This window comes from Novacetimonas cocois (assembly GCF_003311635.1).
Classification (GTDB): domain Bacteria; phylum Pseudomonadota; class Alphaproteobacteria; order Acetobacterales; family Acetobacteraceae; genus Novacetimonas; species Novacetimonas cocois.
In genome coordinates, this window is record NZ_QEXL01000001.1 from 91,417 (window position 1) to 110,297 (window position 18,881).

The following is an 18,881-nucleotide window of genomic DNA, read 5'->3' on the forward strand; positions in this document are numbered from 1 at the left end:
AAACAGAAATTTCATTTGTCTGGGGCGTCCCCCATTTTAACACCGAAGGGGGACGGAGAAATTATGACGATGTACACGAACACATTGCCGGACGCGGGCGGGGGGGAATTCCCGTCCATGTCCGCGATGGGACATGAAGCTGGCGGCCCTGCTCCAGCGCCGGGGGAAACAAGCCGCGTATGAATGGTATCGTTGTTACCGCGCTCAAGCGGCCTTACACGTTTGTCGTCCTGTCCATCCTGATTGTGGTTTTCGGTGTGCGCGGGCTGCTGCGTACCCCCACCGATGTGTTCCCCAGCATCAACATTCCCGTCGTCGCCATCTGCTGGACCTATACCGGCCTGATGCCGGAGGACATGTCCGGGCGCGTCGTCTATTATTACGAACGCGCGCTGACTGCGACGGTCAACAACATCGAACATATCGAAAGCCAGTCCTATTACGGGCGTGGCATCGTGAAGGTCTTTTTCCAGCCCGGCACCGATACCGCCGTGGCGCAGACGCAGATCACCTCCGTTTCGCAGACCGTCATCAAACAGATGCCGGCGGGCATGACCCCGCCGCTGGTGCTGACCTATAACGCTTCGTCCGTGCCGGTGCTGACGCTGCAGGTCTCGTCTGAATCGATGACCGCCTCGCAGATTTACGACATGTCGTCCAACCTGATCCGCCCGGCCCTGGTGTCGGTCGCGGGGGCGGCCATTCCCAACCCGTATGGCGGTCAGCCCGGCAACATCATGGTCGATCTTGACCAGACGAAGCTGCTGGCGCACGGCCTGTCGGCCACCGACATCGGCAACGCGCTGGGCAAGCAGAACATCGTCCTGCCCGCCGGTGACCAGCAGATCGGCGCCTTCGACTACATGGTGCAGACCAATGCCTCGCCGGAGGAGATCGACACCTTCAACAACATGCCGATCAAGCAGGAGGGGAATTCCGTCGTTTACCTGCGTGACGTGGCGTGGGTGCATGCCGGCGGCCCGCCCCAGACCAACATGGTGCTGGTCAAGGGGCATCAGGCGGTCCTGATCGTCATCATGAAAAGCGGTGACGCCTCCACCCTGTCGGTGGTCAGCGGGATCAAGGCGCTGCTGCCCGGGATCATAAAGACGCTGCCCCCCGGGGTGAACATCACCGTGCTGGGCGATGCCTCCACCTTCGTGAAGGAGGCGGTGCGCGACGTGGTGCAGGAAATGGGCACCGCCGCCCTGCTGACCAGCCTTGTCGTGCTGCTGTTCCTCGGGTCGTGGCGATCGACGGTCATCATCGCGACCTCCATCCCGCTGGCGATGCTGTGTTCGGTCATCGGGCTTGGCGCGGCGGGACAGACGATCAACGTCATGACGCTGGGCGGCCTGGCGCTCGCGGTCGGTATCCTTGTCGATGACGCCACCGTCATGATCGAGAATATCGACGCCCATCTGGANAAAAGGATCTGGAAACCGCGATCATCGACGCGGCGAACCAGATCGTCATCCCGACCTTTGTCTCTACCCTGTGCATCTGTATCGTGTGGATGCCGCTGTTCCAGCTGACGGGGGTTGCGGGCTGGCTGTTCATGCCGATGGCCGAAGCCATCATCTTCGCGATGATCGCCTCCTTCATCCTGTCGCGCACGCTGGTGCCGACGATGGCGAAATACATGCTCGCCGCGCAGGTCGCCGCCCATCAGGCATTGGCCAGTGGAAAGGCCCAGCCATCGCAGAGCATCTTTGCGCGGTTCCAGCGCGGGTTCGAAGCCTATTTCGTGATTTTCCGCAACCGCTACCGCAACCTGCTGATGCACCTGCTGGCGACGCGCCGGCGTTTCGTGCCGCTGTTCTCGGTGCTGGCGTTCTGCTCGCTGGGGCTGCTGTATTTCGCGGGGCAGGATTTCTTCCCCGAAATCAATTCCAACGCGCTTGCGATTCACATGCGCGCGCCGCTCGGCACCAAGATCGCCGAGGCCGGCAAGATTTCCATGCTGGTGAATGACGAAATCGGACGCCTGCTGCCCGGCGAGGTGGAGGGCATCGTCAATAACTGCGGCCTGCCGTTCAGTCCGCTGAACCAGGCATTCATTCCCACGCCCACCGTCGGCACGCAGGACTGCGACCTGACCGTGACGCTGAAGGACGAGGAGGCGCCGGTCGCGCAGTACCGCGCCATCCTGCGCAAGGGACTGGCGGAGAAATTCCCCGGCACCGAAATCACCTTCATGCCCGCCGACCTGACGGCCAAGATCCTCAATTTCGGGCTGCCCGCGCCGATCGACGTGCAGGTGTCGGGACGCAACCTGTATGGCAATTTCGATTTCGCGCAGCACCTTGCCAGCCGCCTGCGCAAGATTACCGGCGTGACCGATGTCACGGTGCAGGAACCGATGAATACCCCGACCCTGCGCGTGAATGCCCGCCGGACCTATGCGCTGGGCACCGGCCTTACGGAATCGGACGTGGCGAACAACGCCCTTGCCGTCCTGTCGGGCAGCGGGCAGGTCTCGCCCACCTACTGGCTGGACCCCAAGACCGGGGTGTCGCATCTGGTGGACATCCAGACGCCGCTGCAGTTCCTGCAGACGATGAACGACCTGGAGACGATCCCCATCGACCGGGGCGACGGCAACCCGCAGAACCTGCCGCCGCAGATCCTTGGCGGGCTGAGCCAGATCGTGCAGACGGGCACGCCGGGGGAGGTCGCGCATTACAACATCATGCCGGTCTTCAACATCTATGCCACGAACGAGGGGCTGGACCTTGGCACCGTCTCGCGCGAGGTGGAGCGCGTGGTGAACGAGGAACGCGCATCCCTGCCGCGTGGTTCAAGCCTGTATGTCCGTGGTCAGGCGACGACCATGAACGGCGCCTATGTGCAGCTCATTTCCGGCCTGGCGATGTCGATCCTGCTGGTTTACCTGATCATCGTCGTCAATTTTCAGTCGTGGCTTGATCCCTTCATCATCATTACCGCCCTGCCGGGCGCACTGGCCGGTATTTCGTGGAGCCTGTTCCTGACGCATACCGCCCTGTCGGTGCCCGCCCTGACGGGGGCGATCATGTGCATGGGCACGGCGACGGCGAACTCCATCCTTGTGGTCGCCTTCGCGCGGGAGCGGATGGACCTGCATGGCGATGCGATCAAGGCGGCGATCGAGGCGGGATATGAACGTATCCGCCCCGTCCTGATGACCGCGTCGGCCATGATCATCGGCATGCTGCCCATGTCGCTGAGCAATTCGCAGAATGCGCCGCTGGGCCGCGCGGTGATGGGCGGGCTGATGGTGGCCACCTGCGCCACGCTGCTGTTCGTGCCGTGCGTGTTCGCGCTTATTCATTCAAGAAAATCCAAGACCACGACTGCCGAGGGAGAACGCGCATGACGGGCGCTGATGATAGCAAGGGCCAGCGCGGGCGCGGCAGCAGGATCTGGGTCGGACTGGGCGTGGTCGTGGTGGCCGTCGTCGTGGTGGGCGGGATCGTCGAACGGCGCATGCATGTCGAAAGCCTGAGCCGCCAGACCGCCGACGCATCCATCCCACGCGTGCAGGTCATTTCGCCCGAACATGGGCCAAAGACGCGCACGCTGGACCTGCCGGGCAATATTTCCGCGTGGTACCAGGCCCCGATCTATGCCCAGGTCTCGGGCTATGTGCAGATGTGGTACAAGGATATCGGCGCGAAGGTGAAAGCGGGCGAAATCCTCGCCACCATCGACACGCCGGGCCTGGATGCCCAGTACGCCGCCTCCAAGGCGAATTTCGACGTGGCGATGGCGCGTTACAAGCTGGCGCAGATCACGGCGAAACGCTGGAAGGCGCTGCAGGGCACGCAGGCCGTCTCGCAGCAGGAAGTCGACGTGCAGGCCGCCAATGCGGAGGCGCAGGCCGCCGAGGTGGAGGCCGCCCGTCACGAGGTCTCGCGCTATGCCGCGCTGATCGGGTTCAAGCAGATCGTCGCCCCGTTTGACGGCGTGGTGACGTCGCGCCTTGCCGATGTGGGCGATTACGTGAACGCGGGCGGTGGCGATGTGTCCTCCCGCGGGACGGCGACCGAACTGTTCAGCGTGGCCGACGTGCACCGCATGCGCGTGTTCGTGTCCGTGCCGCAGGATTATGCCGACATCATCGGGCCGAAGCTGACGGGCGACATCACCGTGCCGCAGTATCCGGGACGCGTGTTCAAGGCGAAGTTCCTTGCCACGGCCAAGGCGTTCAATGCCGCGACCCGCACCGTGACGACCGAACTGGTGGTCGATAATGACAAGCGTGAGCTGTGGCCCGATTCCTATGCCACGGTGCATTTCACCGCGCCGGGCGATCCCGATATCCTGATCCTGCCCGAAGGGGCGCTGCTATTCCGCGCGCAGGGGATGCAGGTGGCGGTGGTCGATGACCATAACCGCGTCAGGCTCAGGAATGTCACCGTGGGGACGAACCTTGGCACCAAGGTGCAGATCCTTGCGGGCGTGGGATTGCATGATCGGGTCGTCAACAATCCCTCCTCCGGCCTGCTGGAAGGGCAGGAGGTGTATCTGGTCGGTTCCACCCCCGGCTATAACGATGCCGGGGCCTCGGCCATGGCAAAGGCGCCGGTTACGGAAAATACGAAAGATGACGACGATGTCCGGGCCATGCCGGCCGATCAGGGGGCGGCGGATACCGGGGCGCGTCGATGAAGGGCAGTTCCATATTGATGCGTAACCGCCACTGGCCGGCGCGGGCGGCCTGCCTTGCCGGATGCGCGATGATGGCTCTGGGCCTTGCGGGGTGTGTCGATCTGGCGCCGAAATACAAGCATGCGCATTACTTCTATCCCGACAACTGGAAGGGGGAGGGCTTCATGCATTATGGCGTGCCCGCCGATGACGCCCCCCGTGGGGACTGGTGGATGGTCTTCAACGATCCCCTTCTCAACGATCTGGAGGAACGGGCGGGACGCCTGAACCCCGACCTGCAGTCCGCGGCCGAGACCTTTACCCAGGCGCGCGACCTGTCGGCCGAGGCGGCATCCGAACTCTATCCCCAGATCGGCGGCAATGCCGGGGCGTCCAACAACCAGGCATCGCAGCACCGGCTGTGGCGTGGCGCGGGGTCCCAGGGCCCGACCTACATGTCGTCGCAGCAATGGGGCGCGACCGTGCGGTGGGAGCCGGATTTCTGGTCCGCGATCCGCAACCGCAAGCGCATGCGCCAGCAGCAGGCACAGGCTTCCGCCGCCGATTTTGCCGTGGCGCGGCTGAGCATCCAGTCGGAACTGGCGAATGATTACATGCAGCTGCGCGGCATGGACGCGCAGCATGCGGTGTATCAGGATTCGATCCGCTATTACGAAAAGGCGGTGCAGATCACCAAGATGCGCCAGGCTGGCGCGATTGCCGCGGGGATTGACGTCTCCCGCGCGCAGACTCAGCTTTCGGCCACGCAGGCATCCGATACCGATCTGCTGGCGCGCCGCGCGGTGATGGAACACGCGATCGCGGTGCTGGTGAATGTCTCGCCCTCGGCGTTCCATATCACGCCAACGTCTGAAATCCGCTTCCCAAAGGTGAAGATCGCCACGGGGATTCCTTCCACCCTGCTGGAACGCCGCCCCGATATTGCCAGTGCGGAACGCGCGATGGCGCAGGCCAACCGCGCGATCGGCGTGTCGCGGGCCGCCTTCTATCCCCATGTGACCTTCAGCGCCATGGCGGGGTTCATGGATAATGGCTTCACCCTCGATAAGTTCGCCAACGGCATGTACAACTATGCCGCGCAGGCGGTGCTGCCGCTGTTCCAGGGGGGCATGCGGCGCGCGGAACTGCAGCGCAGCTGGTCGCAGTACCGCCAGGCCGAGGACCGTTACCGCGCCACCGTTCTCGCCGCCTTCAAGGATGTGGAGGATGGGCTGAGCCTGACCCGCGACCTTGACCGTGAGGCCGCGCAGGAAGGCGATGCGGTCAAGGCCTCGCTGCGCACGCAGAACATGACCATGCAGCTTTATACGGGCGGGCTGACCAATTACCTTGACGTGGTGGTGGCGCAGGTTGCTGCCCTGACCGCCCGCATCGCGGAGGTGCAGGTCGAAACCCGCTACATGCAGGCGCAGGTGGAACTGATCCGTGCCCTTGGCGGCGGATGGGACACCAGCCAGCTGCCCAACCACAAGCAGATCCGTCCCTTTGGTCCGCTGCAATATTCGCACCTGCGGATTCCCAAGAGCGCCGGGGGCGTAAACGTGGACAATGGGCCTGATTCGCAGAACCTCGACATGCCAGCATTTTCCTCGCAGGGCTTGACAGCTACCCCGAATCAACGGTAGGTGCGCGCCTCTTATCGGAACGCGGGAGGTCTCTTGCCCCTGTCTCATGCAGGCAAGGGTGACCGCCTGAACCGCGGTCCGGGTGAAACAGTCAGGAGCCCCGGATATGGCCAAAAAAATCGTTGGCTACATCAAGCTGCAGATCCCCGCCGGCAAGGCGAATCCCTCTCCGCCGGTTGGTCCGGCCCTTGGTCAGCGCGGCCTGAACATCATGCAGTTCTGCAAGGAGTTCAACGCCAAGACGCAGGGCATGGAACCGGGGATGCCGATTCCCGTGGTCATCACCGCCTATGCGGATCGTACCTTCAGCTTCATTACCAAGACGCCGCCGAACACCTACTTCCTGATGAAGGCTGCCAAGATCAACAAGGGCAGTTCCACCGTCGGAAAGGCCGCGAGCGTCGGCAAGGTGACCATCGCGCAGCTGCGCGAGATCGCCGAAGTGAAGATGAAAGACATGAATGCCAATGACATCGATGGCGCCGTGCGCATGCTGACCGGTTCGGCACGCGCCATGGGCATTGATGTGGTGGAGGGCTGATCCCATGGCGAAGAACAAGCGTCTGGCCGCAGCGCGCGCCAAAGTCGATGCATCCAAGCAGTATGGTCTGGACGAGGCCATCGCGCTGGTGAAGCAGGGTGCGACGGCGAAGTTCGACGAAACGGTCGAAATTTCCATGAACTTGGGCATTGACCCGCGTCATGCCGACCAGATGGTCCGCGGCCTGCTGTCGCTGCCCAACGGCACGGGCAAGACCCTGCGTGTTGGCGTGTTCGCCCGTGGCCCCAAGGCCGAGGAAGCGACGGCCGCCGGTGCGGACATCGTCGGTGCCGAGGACCTGGCTGCCAAGGTGCAGGCTGGCGAGATCGAGTTCGATCGCTGCATCGCCACGCCGGATATGATGGCGCTGGTCGGTCGTCTGGGCAAGATCCTTGGCCCGCGTGGCCTGATGCCCAACCCGAAGCTGGGCACCGTCACGATGGACGTGAAGGGCGCGGTCACCGCCGCCAAGTCCGGTCAGGTCGAATACCGCGCGGAAAAGGCCGGTATCGTGCATGCCGGCATCGGCAAGGCTTCCTTCGAGGAAGGCAAGCTGGCCGAGAATATCCGCGCGTTCGTCGACGCGGTGCAGAAGGCCCGTCCCACGGGCGCGAAGGGCACCTACATCAAGAAGGTGTCCCTGTCGTCCACGATGGGACCGGGCGTGCATCTGGATGTGGCGGCACTCGCCGCATCCTGAATGAAGGATTGTCCCGCCCCCTGATGGGGGAGGGATGGAGGAGGCGGCCCGCGTTCGCGCGGGTCGTGTTCCGAACCTGTCCATGACCGGATGCGGCCTTGTGCCTTGATTGTCCGGGGAACCTGTTCCCCGGGCTGCAGCCGGAAGACGGGGATGCCGGATCAGCAGGTGCATGTCGCCTGACACTGGTTGTTCCGTTTGCAAAGGACAGGCGAACCGGGGCGTGCCCATGCCGGGTGCGCACCAAGGGTAAACCCAATCCGTCAGGTTTCCTGATGGATGACGATGGAGACGGGATTTGGACCGTACGGAGAAGCGGGAGTTTGTTGCCTCCCTCGCGGCCGTGTTCGCTGAAACGTCCATGGTCGTTGTCACCCGTAATGACGGGCTGACGGTGGCTGATGTGACGGATCTTCGGCGGCGTGTGCGCGCGGCCGGAGCGACTTACAAGGTCGCGAAGAACCGGCTGGCCCATCTCGCCCTGGCAGGGACCCAGTTCGAAGGCATCGCGCCGCTGCTGAAGGGGCCGACCGCGATTTCGTGGTCGGAAGAACCCGTGGCAGTTGCAAAGGTGCTGGTCGAGTTCGCCAAAACCAACGAAAAGCTTGTTCTGCTCGGCGGATCGCTTGGCTCCCAGACACTGAATGTCGAGGGTGTCAAGGCGCTGGCGGAACTGCCGTCCCTGGATACGCTCCGGGCGCAGCTGGTGGGGCTTATCTCCACGCCGGCAACGCGCGTCGCGGGTGTGCTCCAGGCGCCGGCCGGACAGCTTGCGCGGGTTTTCGGCGCCTATGCCAAGACGGGCGAGGCAGCCTAGCCAATTATGTTCCGGTGCGCCGGAATATCAACAAAATGGCACATTTTCGAAATTTCGGGATTGTGTCGCGCCAACCAGTGTATAAATTAGGAAGACTGAATCATGGCCGATCTGAACAAACTTGTTGACGAACTGTCCGCTCTGACCGTTCTGGAAGCAGCCGAGCTGTCGAAGCTGCTTGAAGAAAAGTGGGGTGTTTCCGCTGCTGCTCCGGTTGCTGTTGCTGCTGCTGCTCCTGGTGCTGCTGCTGCTCCGGCTGAAGAAAAGACCGAGTTCGACGTCGTTCTGACGAAGGCTGGCGACAAGAAGATCAACGTCATCAAGGAAATCCGTGGCATCACGGGTCTGGGCCTGAAAGAAGCCAAGGACCTGGTTGAGGGTGCGCCCAAGACCGTCAAGGAAGGCGTCAGCAAGGATGAAGCCGAGAAGATCAAGAAGTCCCTTGAAGACAACGGTGCTTCTGTCGAAATCAAATAAGATGTATCCTGTCAACATTCCCGCTTGCGGATGTTGAGATGATATTCAGGTGAGGGTGGAGATCGCTGCGATCTCCGCCCCCTTGGGCGTTACAGGCACCCTGACCGCAAGGTCTCGGGTGCCTTTGGCGGTAGAAGGGGTCGTCCTCAAGTCATGTAAGGGACGGGTCTGGGGCTGGTCCGTGGTGATGGGCGGCCTGAAAGAATTTCTGGATCTGTGCTTTTCCGTGGCGCAAGGCGCTGGCGACGGATGGGAAGCAGGTCTGTGTGGATGGGGGCTGGATAGGCGATGAACGCGATTACGAAATCGTTCACGGGACGCAAACGCATCCGCAAGAGCTTCGGGCGTATACCCGAAATCGCTCCGATGCCCAATCTGATCGACGTGCAGCGTGCCAGTTACGAGGCATTCCTGCAGATGAACGTGGCACCCGACAGCCGGACGCCGACCGGGCTGCAGGAAGTGTTCCGTTCCGTCTTTCCGATCAATGATTTTGCCGGACGTGGGCGACTCGAATTCGTCAGCTATGAACTCGAAGAGCCGAAATACGATGTTGAGGAATGCATCCAGCGCGGGCTGACCTTTGCCGCGCCGCTGAAGGTGATCCTGCGCCTGATCGTGTGGGACGTGGATGAGGATACGGGATCGCGCTCGATCCGCGATATCAAGGAACAGCCCGTCTATATGGGCGATATGCCGCTTATGACCGACAACGGCACGTTCATCATCAACGGGACCGAGCGTGTCATCGTCAGTCAGATGCACCGTAGCCCCGGCGTGTTCTTCGACCATGACAAGGGCAAGACCCATTCGTCGGGCAAGTTCCTGTTCGCCGCGCGCGTCATTCCCTATCGCGGCTCATGGCTCGACTTCGAATTCGACAGCAAGGACCTGATCTACGTCCGCATCGACCGCAAGCGCAAGCTGCCGGTGACGACGCTGCTGTACGCCCTGGAGGGCGAGGAATCCCGCGCCGCGCGCGACGCCAAGGCGGCGGAAGGCGGCGATGTCGAGTCCATGGAAATCCAGGGGATGACCCCTGATGAAATCCTTGGCTACTTCTATGGTCAGGTCGAGTTCATCAAGAGCGAAAAGGGGTGGGCCCGCCGCTTCGACCCCGAGGCATTCCGTGGGCAGAAGCTGCTGGAGCCGCTGGTGGATGCCGATACGGGCGAAATCGTCGCCCAGGTCGACACCAAGCTGACGGCCCGCATGGTCCGCAAGATCGCCGAGACGACGAAGGATGTCCTGGTGGGGCCGGCCGGCCTGATCGGCCGTTTCGTCGCCTTCGACATGGTCAATCCCGAAACCGGCGAAATCTTTGCCGAGGCCGGCGACGAACTGACCGAGACCCGTCTGGAGGAGCTCGAGGCCCAGGGCGTCACCAAGCTGGTCACGCTGGCGATCGACGCGACCAACGGTCCGTGGATCCGCAACACGCTGGCCATCGACAAGAACACGTCGCGTGACGAGGCGCTGACCGACATCTATCGCGTCATGCGTCCGGGTGAGCCGCCGACGCCGGAAACGGCCGAAGCGATGTTCTCCGGCCTGTTCTTTGATCCGGACCGTTACGATCTGTCCGCCGTTGGCCGCGTGAAGATGAACATGCGCCTTGGCGTGGACGTGCCCGACACGGTGCGCGTCCTGCGCAAGGAAGACATCCTGCGCACGGTCAAGATCATGTGCGAGCTGAAGGACGGCCGCGGCGCGATCGACGATATCGACAACCTTGGTAACCGTCGTGTCCGCTCCGTCGGCGAACTGATGGAAAACCAGTATCGCGTCGGCCTGCTGCGCATGGAGCGCGCCATCCGCGAACGCATGGGCTCGGTCGATATCGATACGGTCATGCCGCATGACCTCATCAACGCGAAGCCCGCGGCTGCGGCCGTGCGGGAGTTCTTTGGCTCCTCGCAGCTCAGCCAGTTCATGGACCAGACCAACCCGCTGTCGGAAGTCACGCACAAGCGTCGTCTTTCGGCGCTTGGCCCGGGCGGGCTGACGCGTGAGCGCGCGGGCTTCGAGGTCCGTGACGTCCATCCGACCCATTATGGCCGGATCTGCCCGATCGAGACGCCGGAAGGCCCGAACATCGGCCTGATCAACTCGCTTGCGACCTATGCGAAGGTCAACAAGTACGGCTTCATCGAAACGCCGTATCGCATGGTGGAAAATGGCGTCCTGCAGAGCGGGTGGAAATACCTCTCCGCGATGGAGGAGGATAAGCTTGTCGTGGCGCAGGCCGACGCGAAGCAGGACGCGCAGGGCAACCTGACCGGCGAACTGGTGTCCGTGCGTCGTGGCGGCGATTTCCGCCAGGTCCTGCCGGACGAGGTGACGGCCTGTGACGTTTCGCCCAAGCAGCTGGTGTCGGTCGCCGCGGCGCTGATCCCGTTCCTGGAAAACGATGACGCGAACCGCGCCTTGATGGGCTCGAACATGCAGCGTCAGGCGGTGCCGCTGGTGCGTTCCGACGCGCCGCTGGTCGGCACGGGAATGGAGGCCGCCGTTGCCCATGACTCGGGCGCGACCATCGTGGCGCGGCGTCGTGGCATCGTGGACCAGATCGACGGCGCGCGTATCGTGGTGCGTGCCACCGACGATGCAGGCGCGACGCAGGGTGTCGATATCTACCGCCTGCGCAAATACATGCGTTCGAACCAGTCCACCTGCATCAACCAGCGTCCGCTGGTCCGCGTGGGCGATCAGGTTTCGGCGGGCGAGATCATCGCCGACGGTCCTTCCACCGAACTTGGCGAACTGGCGCTGGGCCGTAACGTGCTGGTCGCGTTCATGCCGTGGAACGGGTACAACTTCGAAGATTCGATCCTGATTTCCGAGCGTATTGCGCGTGACGACGTCTTCACCTCGATCCATATCGAGGAATTCGAGGTCATGGCCCGCGATACCAAGCTGGGTCAGGAAGAAATCACCCGCGACATTCCCAATGTCGGCGAAGAGGCGCTGCGCAACCTTGACGAGGCCGGCATCGTCTATGTCGGGGCCGAGGTGAACCCGGGCGACATCCTGATCGGCAAGGTGACGCCGAAGGGCGAAAGCCCGATGACGCCGGAAGAGAAGCTGCTGCGCGCCATCTTCGGTGAAAAGGCGTCCGATGTCCGCGACACCTCGCTGAAGCTGCCGCCGGGCACCAGCGGCACGATCGTTGACGTGCGCGTCTTCTCCCGCCGTGGCGTGGACAAGGACGAACGCGCGATGGCGATCGAGCGCGCGGAAATCGAGCGTCTGGCAAAGGACCGCGATGACGAACGCGCCATCCAGGAACGTTCCTTCTACAACCGCCTGCGCGAACATCTGATCGGGCAGACGGCGGGCGCGGGATTCAAGGGCATCCGTTCGGGTACCCTGATCACTGACGAGGTCCTGTCGGAACATCCGCGTGGCGCGTGGCGCAACATCACGGTGGCATCCGACGCGGTGATGGCGGAACTCGAAGTCCTGCGTCGCGAGTTCGATACGGCCGTGTCGCGCATCCAGGCGCGTTTCGACAACAAGGTCGAAAAGCTGCAGCGCGGTGACGAACTGCCGCCGGGCGTGATGAAGATGGTCAAGGTCTTCGTCGCGGTGAAGCGCAAGCTGCAGCCGGGTGACAAGATGGCCGGCCGTCACGGCAACAAGGGTGTCGTCTCCCGCGTCGTGCCGGTGGAGGACATGCCGTTCCTTGAGGACGGAACCCCGGTTGACCTGCTGCTCAATCCGCTGGGCGTGCCGTCGCGCATGAACGTGGGGCAGATCCTTGAAACCCATCTGGGCTGGGCCTGCGCCAATATCGGTCGCCAGATCGGGCAGCTTGTCGATACCTACCAGAAGACGGGCGAGAAGCGTCAGGAACTGCTGGATGAACTCCGCTCGGTCTATGGGGAGGAAGCCTTTGCCTCCACCATCGCCGACATGACGGATGGCCAGCTGCTGGAACTGTCGAACAACCTGCGCAAGGGCGTGCCCATTGCGACGCCGGTGTTCGATGGCGCCTCCATCCCCGATATCGAGGCCATGCTGGAAAAGGCCGGCCTGGACAAGTCGGGGCAGTCGCAGCTGATCGACGGACGCACGGGCGAGCCGTTCGAGCGCAAGACGACGGTCGGCTACATCTACATGCTGAAGCTGCATCACCTGGTCGATGACAAGATCCATGCCCGTTCGATCGGTCCTTACTCGCTGGTTACGCAGCAGCCGCTGGGTGGTAAGGCGCAGTTCGGCGGACAGCGCTTCGGCGAGATGGAAGTCTGGGCGCTCGAGGCCTACGGCGCGGCCTACACCCTGCAGGAAATGCTGACGGTGAAGTCCGATGACGTGTCCGGACGCACCAAGGTGTATGAAGCCATCGTGCGTGAGCAGGATGATTTCGAGGCAGGCATCCCGGAAAGCTTCAACGTCCTCATCAAGGAACTGAAGTCACTGGGCCTGAACGTGGACCTGGAACAGAGCGGCACCTGATCGTTCCATGAGTCAGGTAACGACCCGTCCATACGTTTTATTTTCAGGGATGGGGGCAGATCGTCATTCTGCCCCCGTCCTCTTCCCTCAGGGGGTTTGCGGCGCATGAATGAACTCATGAAGATCCTTGGCCAGACCGGCCAGGCCATGACCTTCGACCAGATCAAGATCCAGCTGGCCTCGGCCGAGCAGATCCGTTCATGGTCGTATGGCGAGATCAAGAAGCCCGAGACCATCAATTATCGCACCTTCAAGCCGGAGCGCGATGGTCTGTTCTGTGCGCGGATTTTCGGTCCGATCAAGGATTACGAATGTCTGTGCGGAAAATACAAGCGGATGAAATTCCGCGGGATCATCTGCGAAAAGTGCGGCGTCGAGGTCACGCTGGCCAAGGTGCGTCGCGAACGCATGGGCCATATCGAACTCGCCAGCCCGGTCGCGCACATCTGGTTCCTGAAATCGCTGCCCAGCCGTATCGGCCTGATGGTCGACATGACGCTGAAGGATCTGGAAAAGATCCTGTATTTCGAAAGCTATGTCGTTCTTGAGCCGGGCACGTCGCCGCTGAAGCAGTACAGCCTGTTGACCGAGGACCAGTACCTCGACGTCATGGACGAGCATGGCGACGAGGGGATCGAGGTCGGCATCGGAGCCGAGGCGATCAAGAAGATCCTTGAACGCATCGACTGTGACCAGGAAAAGGTCGAGCTGCGTCAGGAACTGAAGGAAACCACGTCCGAGGCCAAGCGCAAGAAGCTGGTCAAGCGGCTGAAGCTGATCGAGGCGTTTTCCGAAAGCGAATCGCGTCCCGAATGGATGATCATGGAGCTGATCCCGGTCATCCCGCCGGAATTGCGTCCGCTGGTGCCGCTGGATGGCGGCCGTTTCGCCACGTCCGATCTGAACGATCTGTACCGTCGCGTCATCAACCGTAACAACCGTCTGAAGCGGCTGATCGAACTGCGCGCGCCCGACATCATCGTGCGTAACGAAAAGCGCATGCTGCAGGAATCGGTCGATGCCCTGTTCGATAACGGACGTCGTGGCCGCGCGATCACGGGGGCGAACAAGCGTCCGCTGAAGTCGCTGTCCGACATGCTGAAAGGCAAGCAGGGACGTTTCCGTCAGAACCTGCTGGGCAAGCGCGTCGATTATTCCGGCCGTTCGGTCATCGTGGTCGGCCCGGAACTGAAGCTGCACCAGTGCGGCCTGCCGAAGAAGATGGCGCTGGAGCTGTTCAAGCCGTTCATCTACTCCAAGCTGGAGAAGTACGGCCACGCCACGACCATCAAGGCCGCGAAGCGGATGGTTGAAAAGGAACGTCCCGAGGTTTGGGACATCCTTGAGGAAGTCATCCGCGAACATCCGGTGATGCTGAACCGTGCGCCGACGCTGCACCGGCTGGGTATCCAGGCGTTCGAGCCGATCCTGATCGAAGGCAAGGCGATCCAGCTGCATCCGTTGGTCTGCACCGCCTTCAACGCGGACTTTGACGGCGACCAGATGGCCGTGCATGTCCCGCTGAGCCTCGAGGCGCAGCTGGAAGCACGCGTGCTGATGATGTCCACCAACAACATCCTCAGCCCCGCGAACGGCAAGCCCATCATCGTGCCGTCGCAGGATATCGTGCTGGGCCTGTATTACCTGAGCCTTGAGACCCCGGAATTCCGCGCCACCCCGGATCGCAACGAGTATGACGCGCAGGGGCACCTGACCGTCACCGGCGCGCCGTCGTTTTCCAGCGTGGGCGAGGTCGAATACGCCCTGACCACGGGGGCAGTGAAGCTGCATGACAAGATCCGTGCCCGCATCGAGAATATCGATGCTGATGGCAAGGTCACCCGCGAGACGGTGATCACCACGCCGGGCCGTATGCTGGTCGCGCAGATCCTGCCGCGCAGCGCGGCGCTGCCGTTCTCCCTGATCAACAAGCAGCTGACCAAGAAGACGGTGTCGGACGTCATCGACGCGGTTTACCGTCATTGCGGGCAGAAAGAATGCGTTATCTTCTGTGACCGCCTGATGGGGCTTGGCTTCAGGCATGCGGCGAAGGCCGGCATTTCCTTCGGCAAGGACGACATGATCGTGCCGAAGGAGAAGAAGGAACTGGTCGAGCGCACCGCCAACGAGGTGAAGGAGTTCGAGCAGCAGTATCAGGACGGCCTGATTACCGCGGGCGAACGCTATAACAAGGTGGTCGACGCATGGTCGCGCTGCACGGACGAAGTGCAGGCCGCGATGATGAAGGAGATTTCCAAGCAGGAAATCGGCAAGCCGACCAACTCGGTCTGGATGATGAGCCACTCCGGTGCCCGTGGGTCGCCAGCGCAGATGAAGCAGCTGGCCGGCATGCGCGGCCTGATGGCCAAGCCGTCGGGCGAGATCATCGAGCAGCCGATCATCGCCAACTTCAAGGAAGGCCTGTCGGTCCTCGATTACTTCACGTCCAGCCACGGCGCGCGCAAGGGCCTGGCCGATACGGCGCTGAAGACCGCGAACTCCGGTTACCTGACGCGCCGTCTCGTGGACGTGGCGCAGGACTGCATCATCGTCGAGGACGATTGCGGCACCGAACGTGGCCTGACGGTCCGCGCCGTCATGGACGGGGGCGAGGTCGTCGCCTCCCTGTCCGAGCGCATGCTGGGCCGGACGCTGGCGGCCGACGTGCTGGATCCCACGTCGGGTGAGGTGCTGTTCAAGCGCAACACCCTGATCGAGGAAGCGCAGGCGGAGCAGATCGAGAAGGCCGGGGTGGAAAGCATCCTGATCCGTTCGGTCCTGACCTGCGACAGCCGCGTCGGCGTCTGCGGTCACTGTTATGGCCGCGACCTTGCCCGTGGCACGCCGGTCAATATCGGCGAGGCCGTCGGTGTCATTGCCGCGCAGTCGATCGGCGAACCCGGCACCCAGCTGACGATGCGTACCTTCCATATCGGCGGCGCCGCGCAGCGTGGCGCGGAGCAGTCGATGGTCGAGGCGTCGCGTGACGGCAAGGTGACGATCCGCAACCGCAACGTGGTTCAGAACAGCCAGAACGTTCCCATCGTGATGTCGCGTAACTGCGAAATCCTGCTGACGGATGACAAGGGGACGGAGCGTGCGCGCTATCGCGTGCCCTATGGCGCGCGTCTGCTGATCGAGGATGGTGTCGAGGTCACGCGTGGCCAGAAGCTGGCCGAGTGGGATCCCTACACCCTGCCGATCATCACCGAACAGGCGGGCACGGTCGAATATCTCGACCTGATCGATTCCATCACGCTTGTCGAGCGCATGGATGAGGTCACCGGCCTGACGTCCAAGGTCGTCGTTGACTATAAGCAGGCATCCAAGGGGGTCGACCTTCGTCCCCGCCTGCAGCTCAAGGATGCCAAGGGCGATGTGGTGAAGCTGGCGAACGGCAACGACGCGCGCTACTTCCTGTCCCCGGATTCACTGCTGTCGGTTGAAAACGGCGCACATGTGAATGCGGGTGACGTGCTGGCGCGTATCCCGCGCGAAGGTTCGAAGACGCGTGACATTACCGGTGGTCTGCCGCGTGTGGCCGAACTGTTCGAGGCACGGCGTCCCAAGGATCACGCCATCATTTCCGAGACCGAAGGTCGCGTCGAATTCGGCAAGGACTACAAGTCCAAGCGCCGGGTTATCGTGAAGAACGACGAGACGGGCGAGGAAACGGATTACCTGATCCCCAAGGGCAAGCACGTCTCGGTTCAGGAAGGCGACTTCGTGCAGGTTGGCGATCCGCTGGTCGATGGTCCGCGCGTGCCGCATGACATCCTGAAGGTGCTTGGGGTCGAGGCCCTGTCCGATTATCTCGTGAACGAGATCCAGGACGTGTATCGACTGCAGGGCGTGAAGATCAACGACAAGCACATCGAGGTGATCGTTCGCCAGATGCTCCAGAAGGTTGAGATCCTGGAGCCGGGCGACACGACCTACCTGATTGGCGAAACGGTGGACCGGATCGAGTTCGAGACGGAAAACACGAAGCGCCTGAACATGGGCGAACGTCCCGCAGTGGCCATGCCGGTCCTTCAGGGGATCACCAAGGCCTCCCTGCAGACGCAGTCGTTCATTTCCGCCGCGTCCTTCCAGGAGACGACGCGCGTCCTTACGGAAGCCGCCACGGCGGGCAAGAAGGATACGCTCAACGGGCTGAAGGAAAACGTAATCGTCGGGCGCCTGATCCCGGCGGGAACGGGCAGCGTGATGAACAAGCTGCGGGCCGTGGCCGCCGGACAGGACCGGCAGCGACTGGCCCAGGCCAAGCCTGCGGTCGCCCCCAAGGCGGCCGAATGATACTGGCTGATGGATGGGGGCGAAGGTCTCCGTCCATCAGCTCTGTGCTGCACCGGGCGTCATCCATGAAGTGACTCCCGATTCGGGACTCGGCGCGTCAGGTGCCGAATCATCCCGTTTCACGATACTGACGGGGCATTTTCATGCCCCATGTGGAACGGTCATGTCATGCGCATGGCCGAATCCTCGGGGAAGGCTTGACTTTGGGCCATTCTCTTCGTAGGTTCCGCGCCCTCGGCTAGCCCTGTCTGAATGACGTCGTTGGCCGTCGAATGCAGCATGCTCGCATGCGGTACCGCCTCCCGGGAATCGGGTGGCCCAGGCCGGATGCATATATGATGCCCGAACGAGTGATCTTCATTCGTTGGGGTTTTGTTGTGAACGACAGTCGGCAACCAGACTTTGGGGTTGGCCGGCCGAAATTTGTAAGGATCGGGAAAGGCGTATGCCGACCATCAACCAGTTGATCGCGAAAGGCCGCGAGCCCGCAGCCAAACGCAACAAGGTACCTGCCCTGCAGGGATGTCCGCAGAAGCGTGGCGTTTGTACTCGTGTTTACACAACCACACCGAAGAAGCCGAACTCGGCTCTGCGTAAGGTTGCGAAGGTGCGCCTGACGAACGGTTATGAGGTTGTGAGCTATATTCCGGGTGAGGGCCACAACCTTCAGGAACATAGTGTCGTCCTGATCCGTGGCGGTCGCGTCAAGGATCTTCCTGGCGTGCGATATCACATTCTGCGCGGCGTGCTGGATACCCAGGGTATCGCCAAGCGTCGTCAGCGTCGCTCGCTCTATGGCGCGAAGCGTCCCAAGTAAAAGGAATACCAGGCATGAGTCGCCGTCATCGCGCTGTTAAGCGCGAGATTCTTCCCGATCCGAAATTTGGTGATGTCGTCATCACGCGTTTCATGAACGCCCTGATGTACGACGGCAAGAAGTCCACCGCCGAAGGGATCGTCTATGGCGCCCTCGAGGTGCTGCGTCGTCGCGGTGGGGCTGCTGCCGATCCGGTGGTGCTGTTCCACGGCGCGCTGGATAACGTAAAGCCCGCCGTCGAGGTGCGTTCGCGCCGCGTGGGTGGTGCAACATACCAGGTTCCGGTCGAGGTTCGGGCCGAGCGTCGTCAGGCGCTTGCGATCCGCTGGCTGATCGACGCCTCGCGCAAGCGCGGTGAGAACACGATGCAGGAACGTCTGTCCAACGAGCTGCTGGACGCGGTCAATAACCGTGGCGCGGCCGTCAAGAAGCGCGAAGACACGCATCGGATGGCTGAAGCCAACAAGGCGTTCAGTCATTACCGCTGGTAA

The 18,881-nt window shown here is 62.3% G+C and carries 10 protein-coding genes and 1 pseudogene; all 11 read left to right on the plus strand.

From position 1 onward, the window contains the following. Positions 1-179 precede the first annotated feature (179 nt). The 11 genes and pseudogenes from NJLHNGOC_RS00410 to rpsG all read left to right on the plus strand — a co-directional run bounded on the left by NJLHNGOC_RS00410 (position 180) and on the right by rpsG (position 18,881). Positions 180-3,358, plus strand: a pseudogene (locus NJLHNGOC_RS00410) (efflux RND transporter permease subunit). Next, positions 3,355-4,653, plus strand: a complete 1,299-nt coding sequence (locus NJLHNGOC_RS00415; protein ID WP_113594617.1) for an efflux RND transporter periplasmic adaptor subunit — start codon at positions 3,355-3,357, stop codon at positions 4,651-4,653. Before NJLHNGOC_RS00410 ends, NJLHNGOC_RS00415 begins: the two are co-directional and overlap by 4 nt. Then, on the plus strand, positions 4,650-6,278 hold the full coding sequence (locus NJLHNGOC_RS00420; protein ID WP_113594618.1) for an efflux transporter outer membrane subunit: 1,629 nt from the start codon (positions 4,650-4,652) through the stop codon (positions 6,276-6,278). The genes NJLHNGOC_RS00415 and NJLHNGOC_RS00420 overlap by 4 nt, the downstream gene beginning before the upstream one ends. A gap of 106 nt (positions 6,279-6,384) precedes the next feature. Beyond that, positions 6,385-6,819, plus strand: coding sequence for a 50S ribosomal protein L11 (rplK, locus tag NJLHNGOC_RS00425; RefSeq protein WP_113594619.1), 435 nt, complete (start codon positions 6,385-6,387; stop codon positions 6,817-6,819). A gap of 4 nt (positions 6,820-6,823) precedes the next feature. After that, the gene (gene rplA, locus NJLHNGOC_RS00430; protein ID WP_113594620.1) at positions 6,824-7,519 is read left to right on the plus strand and encodes a 50S ribosomal protein L1; all 696 of its coding nucleotides are present in this window, start codon (positions 6,824-6,826) and stop codon (positions 7,517-7,519) included. Between the two features lie 298 nt (positions 7,520-7,817). Then, entirely contained in the window at positions 7,818-8,336 is a 519-nt protein-coding gene (gene rplJ, locus NJLHNGOC_RS00435; RefSeq protein ID WP_113594621.1) for a 50S ribosomal protein L10, read from the plus strand. A gap of 102 nt (positions 8,337-8,438) precedes the next feature. Then, positions 8,439-8,813: a 50S ribosomal protein L7/L12 gene (gene rplL, locus NJLHNGOC_RS00440; RefSeq protein WP_110525671.1), complete on the plus strand. Its 375-nt coding sequence runs from the start codon at positions 8,439-8,441 to the stop codon at positions 8,811-8,813. A gap of 288 nt (positions 8,814-9,101) precedes the next feature. Beyond that, positions 9,102-13,274, plus strand: a complete 4,173-nt coding sequence (gene rpoB, locus NJLHNGOC_RS00445) for a DNA-directed RNA polymerase subunit beta (RefSeq protein ID WP_113594622.1) — start codon at positions 9,102-9,104, stop codon at positions 13,272-13,274. Between the two features lie 105 nt (positions 13,275-13,379). After that, the gene (rpoC, locus tag NJLHNGOC_RS00450; RefSeq protein ID WP_113594623.1) at positions 13,380-17,573 is read left to right on the plus strand and encodes a DNA-directed RNA polymerase subunit beta'; all 4,194 of its coding nucleotides are present in this window, start codon (positions 13,380-13,382) and stop codon (positions 17,571-17,573) included. 445 nt (positions 17,574-18,018) lie between these two features. Continuing rightward, a complete protein-coding gene (rpsL, locus tag NJLHNGOC_RS00455; RefSeq protein ID WP_003621118.1) occupies positions 18,019-18,390 on the plus strand; it encodes a 30S ribosomal protein S12 in 372 nt (123 codons plus the stop codon). Positions 18,391-18,404: 14 nt separating this feature from the next. Further along, positions 18,405-18,881 (plus strand): 30S ribosomal protein S7, encoded by a 477-nt coding sequence (rpsG, locus tag NJLHNGOC_RS00460; protein WP_003621106.1) that lies wholly within the window; start codon positions 18,405-18,407, stop codon positions 18,879-18,881.